Origin of the sequence: uncultured Fibrobacter sp. (genome assembly GCF_946062555.1) — a bacterium.
In the GTDB taxonomy this organism is placed as follows: Bacteria; Fibrobacterota; Fibrobacteria; order Fibrobacterales; family Fibrobacteraceae; genus Fibrobacter.
Map to the genome: position 1 here is coordinate 17,558 of NZ_CAMGVQ010000029.1, position 15,834 is coordinate 33,391.

The 15,834-nt window shown below is 49.0% G+C and carries 16 protein-coding genes; 2 read left to right on the plus strand and 14 right to left on the minus strand.

Annotated elements, in window-relative coordinates; translation table 11 throughout:
• Positions 1-4: 4 nt before the first annotated feature.
• The 9 genes from Q0P86_RS09810 to Q0P86_RS09850 all read right to left on the minus strand — a co-directional run bounded on the left by Q0P86_RS09810 (position 5) and on the right by Q0P86_RS09850 (position 7,068).
• On the minus strand, positions 5-964 hold the full coding sequence (locus Q0P86_RS09810; RefSeq protein WP_295039116.1) for an FISUMP domain-containing protein: 960 nt from the start codon (positions 962-964) through the stop codon (positions 5-7).
• A gap of 2 nt (positions 965-966) precedes the next feature.
• Positions 967-1,404, minus strand: a complete 438-nt coding sequence (locus Q0P86_RS09815; RefSeq protein WP_295039119.1) for a hypothetical protein — start codon at positions 1,402-1,404, stop codon at positions 967-969.
• Between the two features lie 116 nt (positions 1,405-1,520).
• A complete protein-coding gene (locus Q0P86_RS09820; protein ID WP_072977504.1) occupies positions 1,521-2,231 on the minus strand; it encodes a hypothetical protein in 711 nt (236 codons plus the stop codon).
• On the minus strand, positions 2,231-3,742 hold the full coding sequence (locus Q0P86_RS09825; RefSeq protein ID WP_295039122.1) for a hypothetical protein: 1,512 nt from the start codon (positions 3,740-3,742) through the stop codon (positions 2,231-2,233). Before Q0P86_RS09825 ends, Q0P86_RS09820 begins: the two co-directional genes overlap by 1 nt.
• 95 nt (positions 3,743-3,837) lie before the next feature.
• The gene (gene rplI / locus Q0P86_RS09830) at positions 3,838-4,287 is read right to left on the minus strand and encodes a 50S ribosomal protein L9 (RefSeq protein ID WP_072977508.1); all 450 of its coding nucleotides are present in this window, start codon (positions 4,285-4,287) and stop codon (positions 3,838-3,840) included.
• 14 nt (positions 4,288-4,301) lie between these two features.
• Positions 4,302-4,553, minus strand: a complete 252-nt coding sequence (gene rpsR, locus Q0P86_RS09835; RefSeq protein ID WP_072977510.1) for a 30S ribosomal protein S18 — start codon at positions 4,551-4,553, stop codon at positions 4,302-4,304.
• The gene (rpsF, locus tag Q0P86_RS09840) at positions 4,553-4,924 is read right to left on the minus strand and encodes a 30S ribosomal protein S6 (protein ID WP_072977512.1); all 372 of its coding nucleotides are present in this window, start codon (positions 4,922-4,924) and stop codon (positions 4,553-4,555) included. The genes rpsR and rpsF overlap by 1 nt, the downstream gene beginning before the upstream one ends.
• Positions 4,925-5,061: 137 nt before the next feature.
• On the minus strand, positions 5,062-5,901 hold the full coding sequence (locus Q0P86_RS09845) for a hypothetical protein (RefSeq protein ID WP_295039125.1): 840 nt from the start codon (positions 5,899-5,901) through the stop codon (positions 5,062-5,064).
• Between the two features lie 225 nt (positions 5,902-6,126).
• Entirely contained in the window at positions 6,127-7,068 is a 942-nt protein-coding gene (locus tag Q0P86_RS09850; RefSeq protein ID WP_290991477.1) for an aldolase catalytic domain-containing protein, read from the minus strand.
• A gap of 648 nt (positions 7,069-7,716) precedes the next feature.
• Between Q0P86_RS09850 and Q0P86_RS09855 the strand changes: the two genes are divergently transcribed.
• Both Q0P86_RS09855 and Q0P86_RS09860 read left to right on the plus strand, forming a co-directional pair.
• Positions 7,717-8,877: a PLP-dependent aspartate aminotransferase family protein gene (locus tag Q0P86_RS09855; RefSeq protein ID WP_295039127.1), complete on the plus strand. Its 1,161-nt coding sequence runs from the start codon at positions 7,717-7,719 to the stop codon at positions 8,875-8,877.
• A gap of 1 nt (position 8,878) precedes the next feature.
• A complete protein-coding gene (locus Q0P86_RS09860; protein ID WP_294112249.1) occupies positions 8,879-9,790 on the plus strand; it encodes a PLP-dependent cysteine synthase family protein in 912 nt (303 codons plus the stop codon).
• A 141-nt stretch (positions 9,791-9,931) separates the two neighbouring features.
• Here the strand turns inward: Q0P86_RS09860 and Q0P86_RS09865 are convergent, their stop codons facing one another.
• The 5 genes from Q0P86_RS09865 to Q0P86_RS09885 form a co-directional block, all read right to left on the minus strand.
• Positions 9,932-10,663 (minus strand): hypothetical protein, encoded by a 732-nt coding sequence (locus Q0P86_RS09865; RefSeq protein WP_295039130.1) that lies wholly within the window; start codon positions 10,661-10,663, stop codon positions 9,932-9,934.
• 170 nt (positions 10,664-10,833) lie between these two features.
• Positions 10,834-14,088 (minus strand): type I restriction endonuclease subunit R, encoded by a 3,255-nt coding sequence (locus tag Q0P86_RS09870; RefSeq protein ID WP_295039132.1) that lies wholly within the window; start codon positions 14,086-14,088, stop codon positions 10,834-10,836.
• 2 nt (positions 14,089-14,090) lie between these two features.
• Positions 14,091-14,501 carry a hypothetical protein gene (locus tag Q0P86_RS09875; RefSeq protein WP_295039133.1) on the minus strand — a complete coding sequence of 137 codons (411 nt, stop codon included), beginning with the start codon at positions 14,499-14,501 and terminating at the stop codon, positions 14,091-14,093.
• Positions 14,494-15,012 carry a hypothetical protein gene (locus Q0P86_RS09880; protein ID WP_295039135.1) on the minus strand — a complete coding sequence of 173 codons (519 nt, stop codon included), beginning with the start codon at positions 15,010-15,012 and terminating at the stop codon, positions 14,494-14,496. Before Q0P86_RS09880 ends, Q0P86_RS09875 begins: the two co-directional genes overlap by 8 nt.
• Positions 14,999-15,718, minus strand: a complete 720-nt coding sequence (locus tag Q0P86_RS09885; RefSeq protein ID WP_295039136.1) for a TIGR04255 family protein — start codon at positions 15,716-15,718, stop codon at positions 14,999-15,001. The genes Q0P86_RS09880 and Q0P86_RS09885 overlap by 14 nt, the downstream gene beginning before the upstream one ends.
• Positions 15,719-15,834: the final 116 nt, after the last annotated feature.

The window sequence follows — 15,834 nt, forward strand, 5'->3', positions numbered from 1 at the left end:
CTTTTTATTCAACGTTTTTTTCATCTTTTACACAACGAACTGCGTAATACTCTTTCTTAGATGCATTAATCAAATCTCTCACTTCAGATTCTAATACCACGCGATATCCATAATTATCAACAATTCCATATGCAAAATTTTCTTCCTCAGCAAGCCAAAAAACAGTTTCCTTTATTCGCAATTGTTCTTCACAAAACACATCATCACAAATCTCATTTTCTTCAAAAAAAACATCATCACAAGCCCAAAACATGTCTATAGAAGTTCGCGCAGGAATCAACTTACGATAATCACTGTATGTAGGAAGACGCCATCCTTCTGGACAAACTCCCCGAATATTTCCCTTACTATCGCATTTTACCCATTCATCTGCTGTTTCATAATAACCGCATCCCCTCGTTTTATCCGAAAAAATGGCTGCACTATCCATCATCGCGGACCATAGATAAAGTCGTCCATACTCGTCACATCCTGTTGACCAATTACCAAGGCACCGACTCGAAGAATCCAAGTCTGCGGTCGGTTGCAGATAAGCATAGTTCAAATTTTTTGCCATCCAAGTAACTTCACCACCTATAGTCACAGTTCTATATGTTTGCCCATCCCGTTCGTCAACCATTTCATCACAAACGATTGTAATTCTAGACGAGGAAGACGAGCTATATAAATAGCAGGCAGGTCCGGTACAACTTTGCGGCATCGAAGAAGAACTCCATTCCGTATTCTCACTGGATGAAGATTCCTCCGCCGACGAGGAGACTTGCAAACTTGAGGACGATTCCTCTAAAACAATTTCGGAACTTGAATAAGCAACAGGTTCAGCTGAATCCGAGGAATCAACGAACGGATCTATTTCTGGACTGCTGGAATATGAAACTCCACCGGGGCTAGGCTTAGCCTCGTTCACGGACTCGTTGCCGCATCCGGCAAGAAGAAGCAATATTGCAAAGAGCAAGTGCATCATTTCTACTTCACCTTGTTTATGCTCTGCAACTTTATCCCGCCAAACTCAATGTCATGATCCTGCTTGTAAATAACAAATATAGGCTCCTTATTATTGGAAGCAGACAAAGCAAGGGATCCTGCAAGAGTCAAAGACAACGGACTTGCATTAAATTCATCCTCTATCAAGAATAATTTCAAATAGGGGCTGTATGTTGCACTACCTGGATAAGTATAAGTTCTCAACTCACTCGTCATCAAAATACTACAAGTTGTATCCGTCCCTAGATTAAAGAACATTACGTTTTTTCCATTACTCACATCAAAGCCCAAACCGCAAACATAACCTATTTGCGTACACGAGCCCGCAGGCATACCTAGATCGTTTTGCGTATAACAAGTCTCTGTCGAAAAAACAGACGAGACGCAAATTGCGGCAATAAAGAGTATAATCTTTTTCATTTTAAACTTTTCCCTTCTTTTGAACAAATATCATTGCCGCTCCCTGCAATTTATCCCACCGGATTCAACCGAGGCGCAAGACCACCACTCCCTGAATTCCGAAATCTGAAATTTCTCTAGAATTTCACATTCATGATCAAACCGCTGCCGTCCTCGTAGAATTCAGGCACGAACTCCATGCGTTCGGTAAAGGACTTTGAAGAAGTGGCACGGTAGACGCGGATGGTATTCAGCATCGAGACCACGCGGTTCAGGAGAAGCGCTCCGACCGACACCTGGAAAACGATGCGGCTCACGCGGTAATGACGCAGGCGGCTCTTGTATTCGTCGATATGTTCGGTCGTCTCGGGATTGTCGCTGGAGCCCCAATCCCACTGGATGCTGGCATTGAGGTCTTCGTCGATTTTCTTGCCGGCGCGCAGCTGCGCCTGGTTGTAGTCCTCGTCCATGTCGGGTGAGGAATTTTGCCCCGCGACACCCCCACGGCTGCGGTAATCGCCAACCGTATTGAGCATGTCCACATCCCGGCTATTCGAAGTGAGCCCCGCATGACGCACCGCATAATTGTGCGCCGAGGTTATGTAGCGTTCACCGATGGCATACGAACCGATGGCGGTAAACCAGAGGGCAATGTCCGTCCACACGAAAGGCCGCACGAACTGCCGTTCGCCCAGGTAAAGTTCACCCATACCCGGCAACAGGGCCGAGGCGCCCATGCCCAGGTACCACTTTTTCTCGGAATTCTTGCTCACGCTTTCATCAACCGAAACCACCACCTGCGAAAAGGCGGTCGCCACGGCAAACAGGAGCACTACAAGGAACTTCATCAGAATCCCCAACTTGCCTGCACGTTCACGCCGAAGCCGTCCACAAAGGACACTCCGCTATCGAAATGCAAATGATCGTACCAAGACAGGTCTTCTTCGTAGAGTGTCTTGTTATGCGCGTTCGCCGTAAACAGGGCGTCCACGGCCGAAACGATATGGTTCAGAATCAGGCCTCCAAAGAACCACGCCTGCATGTCGGCATAATCGTTCGCCTTGCTGCGCAGCGAACGGTATTCCTTCTGGCGAGCGGACTTGCCCAGACCCACCGTCGCAGAATTCGGATCTTCCAGATCGAGTGCCGTCGCAACAGCAGGATCTTCGACATCGTCCCAACCCAGCACATACGCATTGTCGGCAATCAGCTGGTAGACTTCAGAAGCATTATCCATCTTAACCGTCTTCATTTCTTCGCCAAGGCTTTTCGGGTCCGCCACAAAATCATTCACGTAGTCCACGTCATTGTGATACAGCTTGTCGCGATCATAGCAGCCGTGGCGTGTCGCATCGCCGAAAATGCCTTCGCAGAACGACTCGCGGGAGCCCAGGTAACGACGACGGAATTCCGATTCGTAGTTCAGGCCATCGGCATTGTACAGGTCGCGCATTTCGCTTTCATAGCGACCGATGGAGTAATGTTTCTTTGCATAATTCTTGTACTTGTCCACCTGATTGTCGTACTTGTACACCGAGTAATAATACCAGCTCCCCCACAGGGCTGCTTCGAGCGCCAGGTAGACCACCCCACGGGCATACGTGAACGTGGACCCGCCCACATAAAGCTGGCCCGAACCCGGAATCACAAGCGAGAGGAACATCGCCTTGCGCGGACTCTTGTAACGGCCCCTCATCTCGTCGATGCCGTTCACCTTGGAGACCTTGACGGGGCCAAGCAACTCGCGGCGGCTCATGCTGCTGGAGGAGGGCACTTCTGCGACAACCGAGGAACTGGAAAGGGCGGCAAGCGAATCGCGCTTTTTGGCCTCTTCAATCGCCGCATTGATAGCGGCTTGCTTCTGGGCTGCATAATCTACGACCGCCGAATCGGCTGTCGAGGCCGAATCAACCACCGCAGAATCGGAAACCGCAGCCAGAGCCGTATCGGCACCGGCGACAGAGGAATCGGGTTCCGCGCCGCTCGACAGCCCTTCGGTAGACTCAGGGACATTTGCGCTGCTAGACGCGGGCACTTCGGCAGGTACAGCGACCTGAACGCTGCTGGAGCTTGCGACCTTCGCGCTACTTGAAACAGGCCCTTCGGCAGGCTCAGGGACCTTTGCACTACTGGAGCTAGCGGCTTTAGCGCTGCTGGAAACTGGCGCCGGTGCTGCAGGGGCGACCGCGGCACTTGAAACCGGAGCGGGGGCAACACTACTGGAAGACGCAACCGCGGCAGAGGACTGCTCGGCAGCCTCGGCTTCCGCCTCGAATTCCGCAAAAAGGTCACGCGGCTGAGCAAAGGACTGCACCGCCAAAAGACTTGCCACACAGGCTATAAAAGAAAACTTGCGCATACAACGATAAAATAGAAAAAACACTAAAAAAGAACCGCCCCCGAAGGAGCGGTCCGAAAGATTTCTAGTGATTTAGAAAGGGTTTAAGCAGAAACTTAAGCCTTCTCTGCAACCACCCAAACCTTGACCTGAGCTTCAACGTCGCTGAAGACCTTGATCGTCACGGTGTAAACACCGAGCTGCTTGATCGGTTCTTCGAGAGCAACCTGAGCACGGGTAACCTTAACGCCCTGCTTGGTGATGGCGTCAGCGATGTCGGCAGCGGTCACAGAACCGTACAGACGTTCGCCTTCCACAACGCGGCGTTCGAGGTTGACAGAAACCTGAGAAAGCTTGGCAGCCACGTCACCAGCGGCAGCGAGTTCCTTCTGGAACTGGGCTTCGACAGCAGCGCGGTTGTTTTCGATTTCGAGCTTGGCTTCCTTAGTTGCGCGAACAGCGAGCTTACGCGGGAAGAGGTAGTTACGGGCATAGCCGTCCTTAACCTTCACGACGTCAAGCATCTTGCCCAAGTGGGGAACGTTGGCCTTAAGAATAATTTCCATAGTCTAGTTCCTCCTTAGCGCAGACTGTCCGAAACGAACGGGAGAATAGCCATCTGACGGGCACGCTTGATAGCTTCGTTCAGCATACGCTGATACTTGGCGGAGGTGCCAGAAATGCGGCGAGGAATGATCTTACCACGTTCAGAGATGAAGCGACGAAGAGTCTTTTCGTCCTTGTAGTCAATGAACTTGATGTTGTTTTCCGTGAACCAGCAAGTCTTCTTGCGGCGGATACGCGGAGCCTGCTTCTTATCTTCAAAAGCCATTATTCAGCCTCCCCTTCTTCTGCGTCAACCGGGATGATTTCTTCGGTGGACTGGGTCTGAGTTTGGTCGTAAACAATTTCGCTCATCGGATAATCAGCGAGAGTCATCCAGCGGAGAACGTTTTCGTTCAGCTTGAGAGCGGCTTCCACAGAGGCGACCGTAGCGGCTTCAGCCTTGTAGTAGAAGATCACGTAAAAGCCATGCTGGCGCTTCTTGATGGAGTAGGCGAGCTTGCGCTTGCCCCAATCGTCGCGGCGGAGGATTTCGCCGTTGCCTTTGGTGATGTTGGCGGCGATAGTCTCGATTTCGGCCTTGATAGCGTCGTCAGAGATCATAGCGTCGATGATCACCATCGTTTCGTATTGTCTCATATAATGAGTCCCTTTGGTCTATCGCCCGGAAAACCGACATTGGCCCCGGGAGGGTTCCGATAAAAATCGGTGCACCAAATATAGAAAATCAGGAAAAAATGTCAAACTGCGGGAGGCAGTCCGCCCCAAAACAGCCCCTACGCCCCGAGCTGGAGTCCCAAGAAAAAGGTGTTCGACCACCCCTCGACACCCCCGTGGACATATCTTTGCCCACCCACTTCAAAAGAAATCCATGTAGAACGGAGCACACCTTTCGCCCAGGGCCACACTTCCAGCAGGTTGAAAGCCACCCCCGGCACAAGGCTCAACATCACGTCCTTCGAAAAATTGTACTCGATCTGGACTAGCCCCGTTACCGCGAACAGCCTAGACACGTTATAGCCGCCCCCTAGGCCAAGCCCGATAGAAAAACCGTCCATAGCGAACAGCTTTCCGCAGTTCGTCTCCGTTTTAGAGGAATCGCCTGTTTCTTCAAGATCTTCGTCATCCGTCTGCTGCCACCAGAAACGGGCACGCGTTTTTTTTGAATCCGCCTCTTCCCGGTCCACCACCTGCTTGCGGAATTCCGAAATGCTCGTATTTTCTAGACCCAGGAACGGAGCCGCAAAAAATGCAAAATCATCGTAGGCATTGTGGAAACGCACGTTAATCCGGTAGCGCTGGTACATCACCATCTTGTCGCGGTCAAGGTCGCCGCCAAAAAAGCGAACCTCGAAACTCCCACTCACCAAGTCCGAATAGAAATACTCCAGCTGGCCCTGCCACGTTCCCATGCAGTCACATTCGTCAATCGGGCTGAAGACACCTGCCGCAAGTCCGATCGAAAGCCCCGCCCCCATATAGGCGGACTGCGACGGGAGAGCAATTGACTCACGCTTTGGGACCGCCACCGAATCGCCGCTCGCCGAAGACTCCCCCGCGAGCGAATACGACGGGAGCAAAAGGACAAAGGCGATGAAAATAAAAAGATGCTGCACGAGAAACAAACTAGAAAAAAAAGAAGGGGGAAGTTTCCCCCTCGCTCGCACGACGCACGCTAGTCGCTCGCTACCCCTTCGCCTAGGGCTCCGCCCTAAAACCCGGATAGCGTTAGTCGTTGGCAATTCACCTTATTAATCGTGGCCCTTGATTTTCAAATCAAGGGTACGACTCGTCGCCTCGGTCATAGGAACAAGCTAGCTTGTTCCTGCGACACTCGCCTCTTAGTCGTTCATCATATGATTATAGAACTTGCGGTAGTTGTCGCGATCCTCGGTTTTGCGGACGGCGATAGCATCCTGCGGGTGGCGGTTCAGCATACCCGTAATCATCTGCGGGATGATGTAACCCCATTCGTACTTTTCCTTGAGCGGGAGGAAAAGTTCCTGGTAGGCATCGAGCACCGGACGCAGGTCGTACTTCGGGTTCTTGAGGAAACCGAGGAGCAACTCGGTGGTGCAGTTACCTGCGCCACGGCCCATGCCAGACACGGAACCGTCGAGGAAATCCACATGGTTAATAATTGCCTGGATCGTGTTGCTGAAGGCAAGCTGCTGGTTGTTGTGGCCATGGAAACCGAACTTCTTGTTCTTCACGATTCCCTTGTAACGAGTCAGTTCCTTGTCAATGTCTTCCTGGTAGAAGGCCCCGAAGCTGTCGACGAGGTAAAGCACGTCGGCCTTGCATTCTTCGTTCACCTGGTGCAGGGCTTCGTCGAGTTCCGGACCACGGTCACGGCTCACGGCCATGATGTTGAGGGTTGTTTCGTAACCCATGTCGTGGAAGGCATTCACCATCTCGATACCCTTGTCGATGTTCTTCACGTAGCTTGCCACGCGGAACATCTGGTACGGGCTTTCGCTGGCGGGCTTCACGGCGTCCATGTTCACGCGGCCCACGTCAGCCATCACGGCCATCTTGATGTTGGAATCGATGCCGTCTTTCACCTTCCACAGGAGATCGTCGTCGCAGAACTTCCACGGACCGTAATCCTTGGGGTCGAAGAGTTCCGGAGAATTCTTGTAACCCATTTCCATATAGTCCACGCCGGCGGCAGAAAGGAGTGTATAGAGGCGACGCACAAATTCAAGAGAGAAGTCGTGCTTGTTGACGAGACCGCCATCGCGGATGGTGCAGTCGAGGACCTTGATGCTTTCGTAGTACATAGTGGTTATGAAGTCGCTTCGCTTTGAGGCATGAGCGTCGCCGCTAGCGGCTTGTGGTTAAGGTTAATTGTTTCGCAGGCAAAGATAGGTTATGCAAAGGCATCAGTCAAGAAAAAAAGTTAACACATCTCAAAAAAACTAATTTTTAACGCAAATTTTGCGTAACTAGTTAAAAATTCAATCAAAAATAGGGTAAAATAAGGAACCTGGCACAGCAAGAATTGGTCGCTACGGCAAATTCTAGAGCTTTAGAGAACTAATTTCGGGTCAACCCGAGGCAATTTCGCCCACCACGTCAAAACCTACCACTCTATTTTTAACGCAAATTTCGCGTAAATAATTAAAACAACATATTATAGATAAAAACTATCTTTAATCAGAGAAAAATAGTATAACCAAATAACCCAATTTCGGTTGACAGCGAAAATTTTATTGGCTATATTATCCCTACATAAACGATAGAAATAAAAGCAAATGACTTTTAACATGATGAACATGAGTTGTTGCTGTTGGGGTCGATGTCGAACGGGCGACTAGTTTTTAGGCTTTTATCTAAAACAGATTCCCGCTCGGCTATGTCTCCGGAGCGGGATTTTTTTATTCGAATTTTAACAATAAATGGCGCATGGCGCTAAAGGACTTCAAAAAATGTCAACTTCCAAGTATATCGAAACGAAACTCATCCACGGCGGCATCGATGGTGACAAGGTCACGGGAGCTGTCAATGTTCCTATCTACCAGACCTCCACCTACAAGCAGGCGGGTCTCGGCGAAAATACCGGCTGGGAATATTCCCGCACGGGTAACCCCACGCGCGCAGCCCTCGAAGCGCTGATTGCCGATTTGGAAGGCGGTGTCGCGGGCTTTGCTTTTGGCAGCGGTATGGCGGCGACTTCTACGGTGCTTTCACTTTTCAAGCAGGACGACCGCATCATTATCTCTAGCAATGTCTACGGTGGAACCTTCCGCGTTTTGGACAAAGTATTCAAGAACCTCGGCATTGCCTATTCTATCGAAGATACCACCGACTTAGCGACGCTCGATACCAAGGTGACGCCCGATGTAAAGGCTTTCTTTATCGAAAGCCCGGCAAATCCGCTTCTGACCGTAACGGACTTGGCAGGGGTAGCCGCGATTGCGAAAAAGCATGGAATTCTGACCATTGTCGATAACACCTTCATGACTCCTTATTTGCAGCGCCCGCTGGAACTTGGCGCCGACATCGTGGTGCATTCCGCAACCAAGTATCTGGGCGGCCATAGCGACGTGGTGGCAGGCCTCGCCGTAACGAATAACAAGGAAATCGCGGAAAAGCTGGCATTCAATCAGAATGCCGTGGGCGCGGTGCTTGGCCCCTTCGATTCGTTCCTCCTGATTCGCGGCATCAAGACGCTTGGCGTGCGCCTCGATCGCCACACCGAAAATGCGGAACGCATTGCCCGCTACTTGGAACAGCACGAAGCCGTAAAGCACGTGTACTATCCGGGCCTTCCGAACGCTCAGGGCTACGAAATCAACAAGAAGCAGGCCAAGAACGGCGGCGCCATGATTTCGTTCGAACTTTACGAAAACTACGACATCAAGAAATTCTTCAAGGCGCTAAAGCTGATTTCGCTTGCCGAAAGTCTGGGCGGCGTCGAAAGCCTCATATGCCATCCGGCCACCATGACCCATGCCTCTATTCCGAAGGAAATCCGCGAGAAGGTGGGCATTACCGACGGACTCATTCGTTTGTCTGTAGGCATCGAAAAAGTCGATGACATCATCTTGGATTTGAACGCCGGCACCAACGCCGCGAAGGAAGCGTAATATGCATTACTACGAATCAATGCAATCTTTAATCGGGAAGACTCCGCTTGTAAAGCTTAACCATGTCGGACTCCCCGAAGGCGTAAACCTGTTTGCTAAACTCGAACTCTGGAACCCCTCGGGCAGCGTGAAGGACCGCACCGGCCTTTACATGGTAAACGACGCGATTGAAAAGGGGCTCCTGAAACCGGGCGGAACCATTGTGGAAGCCACCGCAGGCAACACCGGCCTCGGCATCGCCTTCGCGGCACTCAACCGCGGCATCCGCGTGATATTCGTGGTGCCCACCAAGTTCTCGCAAGAAAAGCAGACGCTCATGCGCGCCCTCGGCGCAGAACTCATCAACACCCCGCGTGAAGACGGAATGCTCGGCGCCGAAAAGAAGGCCGAAGAACTCCTGACGCAAATTCCGGGCTCTGTTTCGCTCAGGCAGTTCCGCAATATGGCAAACCCGCAGGCCCATTACGAAACCACCGGCCCCGAAATCTACGAAGATTTGGACGGACAAATCGACTACGTGGTGGCAGGCGCAGGCAGTGGCGGCACCTTCAGCGGAATCCTTAAAGCGCTCAAGGAAAAGAACCCGAACATCAAGGGCGTGCTCGCAGACCCCATCGGCTCTACTATGGGCGGCGGCGAACATGGCGACTACAACATCGAAGGAATCGGCAACGACTTTATCGCCGACACCATGGACATGTCGCTGGTGGACCAGGTCATCAAAATCAATGACGACGACGCCTTTGGCGGCGCCCGCGAACTCGCCAAGAAAGAAGGAATCTTCGCAGGTTCCTCTTCGGGTGCCGCGTTCACCGCAGCCAAGAAACTCATCGCCTCGGGCGCCCGCGGAAACATCGTGTTCGTAGCCCCCGACCGCGGCGACCGTTACTTCAGCAAAGGATTGTATGAGTAAAGAATACTAATTCAAGTTCCCTGAGCATGTCGAAGGGAACATGACTTTTGCCTTCTGTCTTCAAAACTCCTCCAGGTTAGGGGGAGTTTTTTTGCGTGAAATTGTTTTTGAAATTACCCGGACGAAAACTGTTGCGGAATGTCACTCTACAAGGCACTTTGACGCTAGCATCGTCATCACAAGAATAAACATATCCTCGCCTTTTTTTGCACTTGCGACAAACGATTTTAGCGAATACTCCCTTTCGAATGTATTCAGAATGCATTGGACCATCGATTTAGGCACTCCGTTCTGATTCATATATTTAATAAAGTTTTTCTTCATTTCTGGCGTTAACTTTTCAGGCACGCACTCAACAAAATAATCAATCCCCCATCTTTCGACATCCTCCGGATACCCTTCTTCCATAATGACCTGTTCAAACCGTTTTTTATCCTTGACCAAACGATCATAGACGCAACCGAGCACCTTTTCCCCATCCTTTTTACCATAAAAGGCCAACGATTCAAACGGAACACTTGAGATAAAATCTTTCTTTTTTACGGTCTTCATCCATTTTTCCACATACGCCCTCGCATCTTCCTCGGTTATCCGCGAAGCAGTCGTTTCGTATTCCTCGTCGCATTCAGCCACGGCCTTTGAGAGAAATTCCGTAAAATCGTAGTTTTCACGGCCTTTCCGCAAATCAGCATCAAGCTTTAGATACTCCTTTTCGCCATACGAACCCTGCAATTGACCAAGCACACATCCACACACCCACTCGTTTGCATTTGCAGAACAATCCTTTAAAAAAGCTTGCTGCGTCGCTTCCGAGAACGCGAACTCCCCCGTTTTACTCTTTTTAGCGACAAACGACGCCGTTCCACCAGCCACAGCATAGACAGCGGCGACAAGCAGCCCGATTAGCAACAATTTCACATTTCGCATAGCATAATCTCCAGAAAACGATCCTCAACCGTAAAGATACATTCTTCGGATGTCAAAAGATGACAATCGTGGAATTTTTCGTAAAAAAGCAGAAAAAAGACGGGGGTTGGGGGGCGCTACCCCACTTCGCCTCTTGCCCAGCCATAGCCCTGCACGGCCATATCAATGAAGTGGTTCAGGAGCAGGTTGCTTTTGACGTTGAATAAATCAATGTCATAGCAATCGGGTAGACGCGGAGGATCCTGTGCATCGAGAACTTCTTCGATCGTACTCTTGACTTTAGCGCGGGTCTGTTCGTCTTTGTACCAGTCCACCACGAGAATCTTCTGTCGGTTTTCCTGCAATTTCTGGAACAAGGCCTTGGAGGTTAGCAGGACTTCCTGTTCCTGCGCATTCGTCAGCCTTTTTCCCATCACGAGAAGGTCGAATATTTCAAGTTCTTCGTCACTCAAGCCCATTGTCGCCGAGCGAGAATCTTCTTTTTTCAATTCTTCAACGAGCTTTACCAACTGCTCGTAATAATCCTCGTTTTCGGTGCCGCCCGCATTGTAGCGGTTGATGATATTGCGGAACCGTTCCGAGAATTTGATGCGCGTGACATTGCGGTTTATCATTTGCCGTAAGGCCTTTTCGATAAACTCTTTCAAGTCGTTAATTTCGACGGCCTTGTATTTTGCCTGCTTGATTTCTTTACGCAGTCCTTCAGCATCAATTTTTGAAAGATCAATCAGTTTGGAACCACGCATATACGTTCCGGTAGCCGACACATCACGAATTTCGGTTGCGTCATCAATCTTCACGCTTTCCGACGAAACGCTACTATCCAGCAAATCGCCCATGCGTTTGCGGGCCTTTTCAATCTTTTCATCGTCAATAAGCCTGAAGAATAGTCCGTGCAAATAAACAAGCGGGCTGAACTTTGGGTTGTTCCAGTTGCGTTCGAAAATTTCCGGCTTGGATGCTTCGTAAAGATTCATCAGCGTGTTCAGAATGACCTTAAACTTGTTGACATCCTCATCAACAGAAATGATGGTGTCGTAAGCGTTGCGGAATTCATCCAGCTTATCGAACGTGGACGCTCCGTCCAGAATTTTCTCGATATTGATATTCCGTTCCAACAGGAATTTATCGGCTTCGTCAATGCAAGCGTCAATATAGCCGATCAATTCGTCAATGTCCTTGGCCGGGAATTCAGTGCCGTCATCGCCAATGGCGTATGCGGCCAACGCCTGCTTCATGAACTTAAATACGTTTACGTAATCGACGATGATACCGCACGGTTTTCCCGGATACACACGGTTTGCTCTGGCGATGGCCTGCATCAGCGTGTGGTTCTTCATCGGCTTGTCAAGGTAAAGCGTAGAAAGGTTCGGAACGTCGAAACCCGTTAGCCACATGGCGCACACAAACACAAGTTGCAAGTTATCTTCGGGATCCTTGTAGCGGTCCTCGATATCTTTGCCCTCAGGCGTAATCTCGTTCATTTTCTTGCGATGAGCCGTGATATCGAGCCCCTGCGCCTTGAATTTTTCGTTTTCGTCAGCTTCTTCCGAGACAATGACCGCCATCTCTACTTTATCCATGTAGTTCAATATGGCGGTCAGGCGGTTGTAATCTTCGCTGTCCTTGACAACGTTATTCCGTTCGATGGTCAGTGCGGTCTTTTCTTTTTTCCAGTAATGCTGAACCTTGTCAAACATCTTTACTGCGGTGAACTTGTCCACCGAAACGACCATACCCTTGCCGAGGAACCCACGACGCGGAAAGTGGTGTGCGATATCCCGGGCAATTTTATCCAGGCGGTCTTCGCGTTTGATGACCTCCAGAATGCGGGAACTAGTATTTTCAAGCAGTCTGGCTTCGGCATCGTTCAGATTTTCATCTTCGATAATCGTCACGACATCGTCATCGAGAAAGTTGTTTTGCAGGCCAACTTCAGGAACGCGGCGGCTATAGAACAGCGGTACCGTCGAGCCGTCTTCCACAGACTGCGCGAAGTTATATTCCGAAACATAGTCGCCAAACCACTGGTTCGTCAGGCGTTTGCTCCCCAATAGCGGAGTGCCGGTAAACGCAACGAAGTTCGCATTCGGCAACGCCGTGCGCATATTTTCGGCAAGAGTCTTGTACTGCGTGCGGTGCGCCTCATCCACCAACACGAAAATATCATCACGGGTAGAAAGGACAGGGTATTTTTTACCCTTGTCGTAACCGAACTTATGAATCAGCGTGAATATAAAGGGCTTATTCCCTTGCAGGTATTCACGAAGCTGTTCGCCGTTTTTGGGCTGGCATTCATCTTGCGGTCCGATGATTTCTGTCCGCAAGAAGTTCTTGTATATCTGCGTATCAAGGTCTTCGCGGTCGGTGATAATAAGGAACGTGAAGTTGCCACTGAACTTACGCTTGACCTTACGGGCAAACATCGCCATCGAGTAACTCTTGCCGCTCCCTTGCGTATGCCAGAATACGCCCAACTTGCCGTCCAGTTCCTTGCGGTTCTCTACGGTGCGGCACAAGTTGTTTACGCCCATGAACTGATGGTTCTTGGCGATAATCTTTATGGACCCGTTCTGGAACAGGATGAAGTTTTCGATGTAGTCAATAAGGGTTGCCTTGTCGAGCAAACTCCTGACCATGTATTGCGCGCTTACGCCCTCACCGCGGATATACTTGCGGTCAATCTTGTCGTCTTCGCTTTTCTTGAGCCATTCAAAGAAGTAGTCGTAGCTTGCGTTGAACGCACCCAGCTTGGTTTCAAAGCCGTTCGAAAGAACGCACACCTGGTTCAGGGCGAACAAGTTCGGGATTTCTTTCCGGTAATCCTGGAGGTTCTTGTTGTAGGCTTCTTCAATCTTGACGGTACTGTTTTTCAGTTCGATAAAGACTAGCGGCAATCCGTTGACAAACACCAGAACATCGGGGCGACGAAAATGATAGTGCCCCTGAATCCACATCTGCGAAACGGCAGTAAACGTGTTGTTCTCGGAGTTGGCAAAATCGATAAGCGAAACATCGCCAAAATCCGGCTTGCCGTCCTTGACAAACGGAACGCGCACACCGTCACGGATTTTCTTGTAGAGAGCGTAGTTTGTCGCCGTCATGTCGGTGCCGGAATAGTCGCGGACCAAATCCTGCGCAATTTCGTCTAGTTTGTTTGCGGGAATTTCGGGATTGAGCCTCGTGAGCGACTCGCGCAAAATGCCGGGCAAAACGCACTGCTTTTTGCTAGAACGTCCCGTGCCATCGGGCAACACATCCATCTTTTCCGGAGACGGATCGCAACGGACCACATCGTAACCGAACTCCGGCGATTCCAGCATCTGGAGAATCGCCTGTTCGATATCGTCTTCGGAAATAAAGGACTTCATTATCAAACCGGATTGTCTAAAACAAAACTTTGTTTTATAATGTTTTTGATGTCACCTCTTTTTAATTCCCCGCTACCATTCTGAGTTATTTCTGCGTGATAGGGATTATTATCAAGGGGTACTGCAGTGACATCGCATTTATTTTGCCTGACTATAGAAACAGGCATTTTGAGAAATTTGGAATAAGAAATGTTCTTTCCTAAATCCTTTTGAGTTTTGCAGAAAAAAGCGATTACATCGGAGTCGTTTCTGCCACCATCTCTATCTACAGAAACGCCTCCATGAGAATCTTTAAGAATGGCTGAAGTTATAGAGCCGTCTTCTTTGATGAAGGAAGGCTGATTAGGAACACCTCGAAATAGGTGTTCCCCGTCTTCAACATAACCTTTTAAAATATTTCCTTTTTCATCCAAAGACACCCGAAATTTTCTCCATCGCTTCTTTTATACTGATAGATTCTATTTCAAGGTTTTCACGACCTTCGGAGTAATAAGCAAAACGTCCGTTCGAATAAACTTCGATTTCAATGTAATTTTCACAAACAGTCTTTTCAAACTGAATCGTTTCTCTAGCAGTCGGGAAAACTTCCCATCCATTGAGGTCTATATTGCTACTTCTAAGGCTCTGCAAAAACAACTTCGCGTCATCTAAAGCAGTAGATGGAATAGGAGCAGCATCGTAGCCATTCCAATCTCTTTTCAACAAACCAAACTGATTGATTTTCTCTTGCAGCACCACAAACTTGCGATTCATCTGGTATTCAAATAAATCCAGCATTGTTGGCGGAGTTACCGATGCAGAATGATCCAACGAAACAACCGGCGATGCAGAAGCAGTAATCGCAGCCAACCCGAGCACAACCACGGTTGAAACGTTTGGTGTAGAATAAGTTGATATTTGAGTTCTATTTTCAGTTGTCACCATATACCGGCCCCATAGAATCAACGAATTCTTGCTTTAACGATTCAAAAAAGACCTTTTTTGCAAGCGTATGCAAATAGTTTATAGTTCCATCAACATTTTCAGGATTACCTTCGAAGAAGGAGTCAACATCAATGAATGACCCTAACTTTTCGGCTTGACCATTTTTCGACATTTTTGCATCATTCGAAAAAGAAAAACGCGTTCGGCAATTATTGTCTTTATAAACTAAAGAGAAATTGCAGCTAGTTTTTTGTAAATCCAAGCCGTTTTGCACAGTCGTAATCAAACTCTTTTCTATATCCTGACCTTCGAAAAAGTTGATTGTGCGGAATCCAATTCGTTCCGTTTTATTTCGAAGAGTTGCAGTATTATCAAGAACATTTCTAATCACGGGATAGAATTTTGCCCAACCCGGATAGTTGTCCACATTAACAACCAGCACACGAGGACCGACTTGAACCATCATATCCCCCATTTTTACACCAAAAATAGGGGAATAGCGGAAATTCAAATCGCTACTACGAGCTATGGATGGCAACTGCATTATAGGAAGTTGGAACAGCGATCCATTACCCTGCTGAACGAGTGCATTGGCTAGATTTAGTGCAACCAAATCAGAATACACTTCACTCGCTTCAAAGCGAAGTTCAAATGAAACCGAAACCAATTTCGGGTCATTTAGTTTCAAAGGTATTCTTGTTGCCATTTCATCTCCTAAGGCTCAAGTTTAAATTAGCATTTTATCCTTAAAAAGACAACGCAAATTTTTTGAAAGACGACATTTATAACATTTTTGCCAAAAATCAGAGAAGTTTGGCAGAT

Excerpts from the sequence above, each read along its gene's own strand:
- Q0P86_RS09810 (WP_295039116.1), bottom strand. The coding sequence starts at position 964 with ATGATGCACTTGCTCTTTGCAATATTGCTTCTTCTTGCCGGATGCGGC.
- Q0P86_RS09815 (WP_295039119.1), bottom strand. The coding sequence starts at position 1,404 with ATGAAAAAGATTATACTCTTTATTGCCGCAATTTGCGTCTCGTCTGTT.
- Q0P86_RS09820 (WP_072977504.1), bottom strand. The coding sequence starts at position 2,231 with ATGAAGTTCCTTGTAGTGCTCCTGTTTGCCGTGGCGACCGCCTTTTCG.
- Q0P86_RS09825 (WP_295039122.1), bottom strand. The coding sequence starts at position 3,742 with ATGCGCAAGTTTTCTTTTATAGCCTGTGTGGCAAGTCTTTTGGCGGTG.
- rplI (WP_072977508.1), bottom strand. The coding sequence starts at position 4,287 with ATGGAAATTATTCTTAAGGCCAACGTTCCCCACTTGGGCAAGATGCTT.
- rpsR (WP_072977510.1), bottom strand. The coding sequence starts at position 4,553 with ATGGCTTTTGAAGATAAGAAGCAGGCTCCGCGTATCCGCCGCAAGAAG.
- rpsF (WP_072977512.1), bottom strand. The coding sequence starts at position 4,924 with ATGAGACAATACGAAACGATGGTGATCATCGACGCTATGATCTCTGAC.
- Q0P86_RS09850 (WP_290991477.1), bottom strand. The coding sequence starts at position 7,068 with ATGTACTACGAAAGCATCAAGGTCCTCGACTGCACCATCCGCGATGGC.
- Q0P86_RS09855 (WP_295039127.1), top strand. The coding sequence starts at position 7,717 with ATGTCAACTTCCAAGTATATCGAAACGAAACTCATCCACGGCGGCATC.
- Q0P86_RS09860 (WP_294112249.1), top strand. The coding sequence starts at position 8,879 with ATGCATTACTACGAATCAATGCAATCTTTAATCGGGAAGACTCCGCTT.
- Q0P86_RS09870 (WP_295039132.1), bottom strand. The coding sequence starts at position 14,088 with ATGAAGTCCTTTATTTCCGAAGACGATATCGAACAGGCGATTCTCCAG.
- Q0P86_RS09880 (WP_295039135.1), bottom strand. The coding sequence starts at position 15,012 with ATGGTGACAACTGAAAATAGAACTCAAATATCAACTTATTCTACACCA.
- Q0P86_RS09885 (WP_295039136.1), bottom strand. The coding sequence starts at position 15,718 with ATGGCAACAAGAATACCTTTGAAACTAAATGACCCGAAATTGGTTTCG.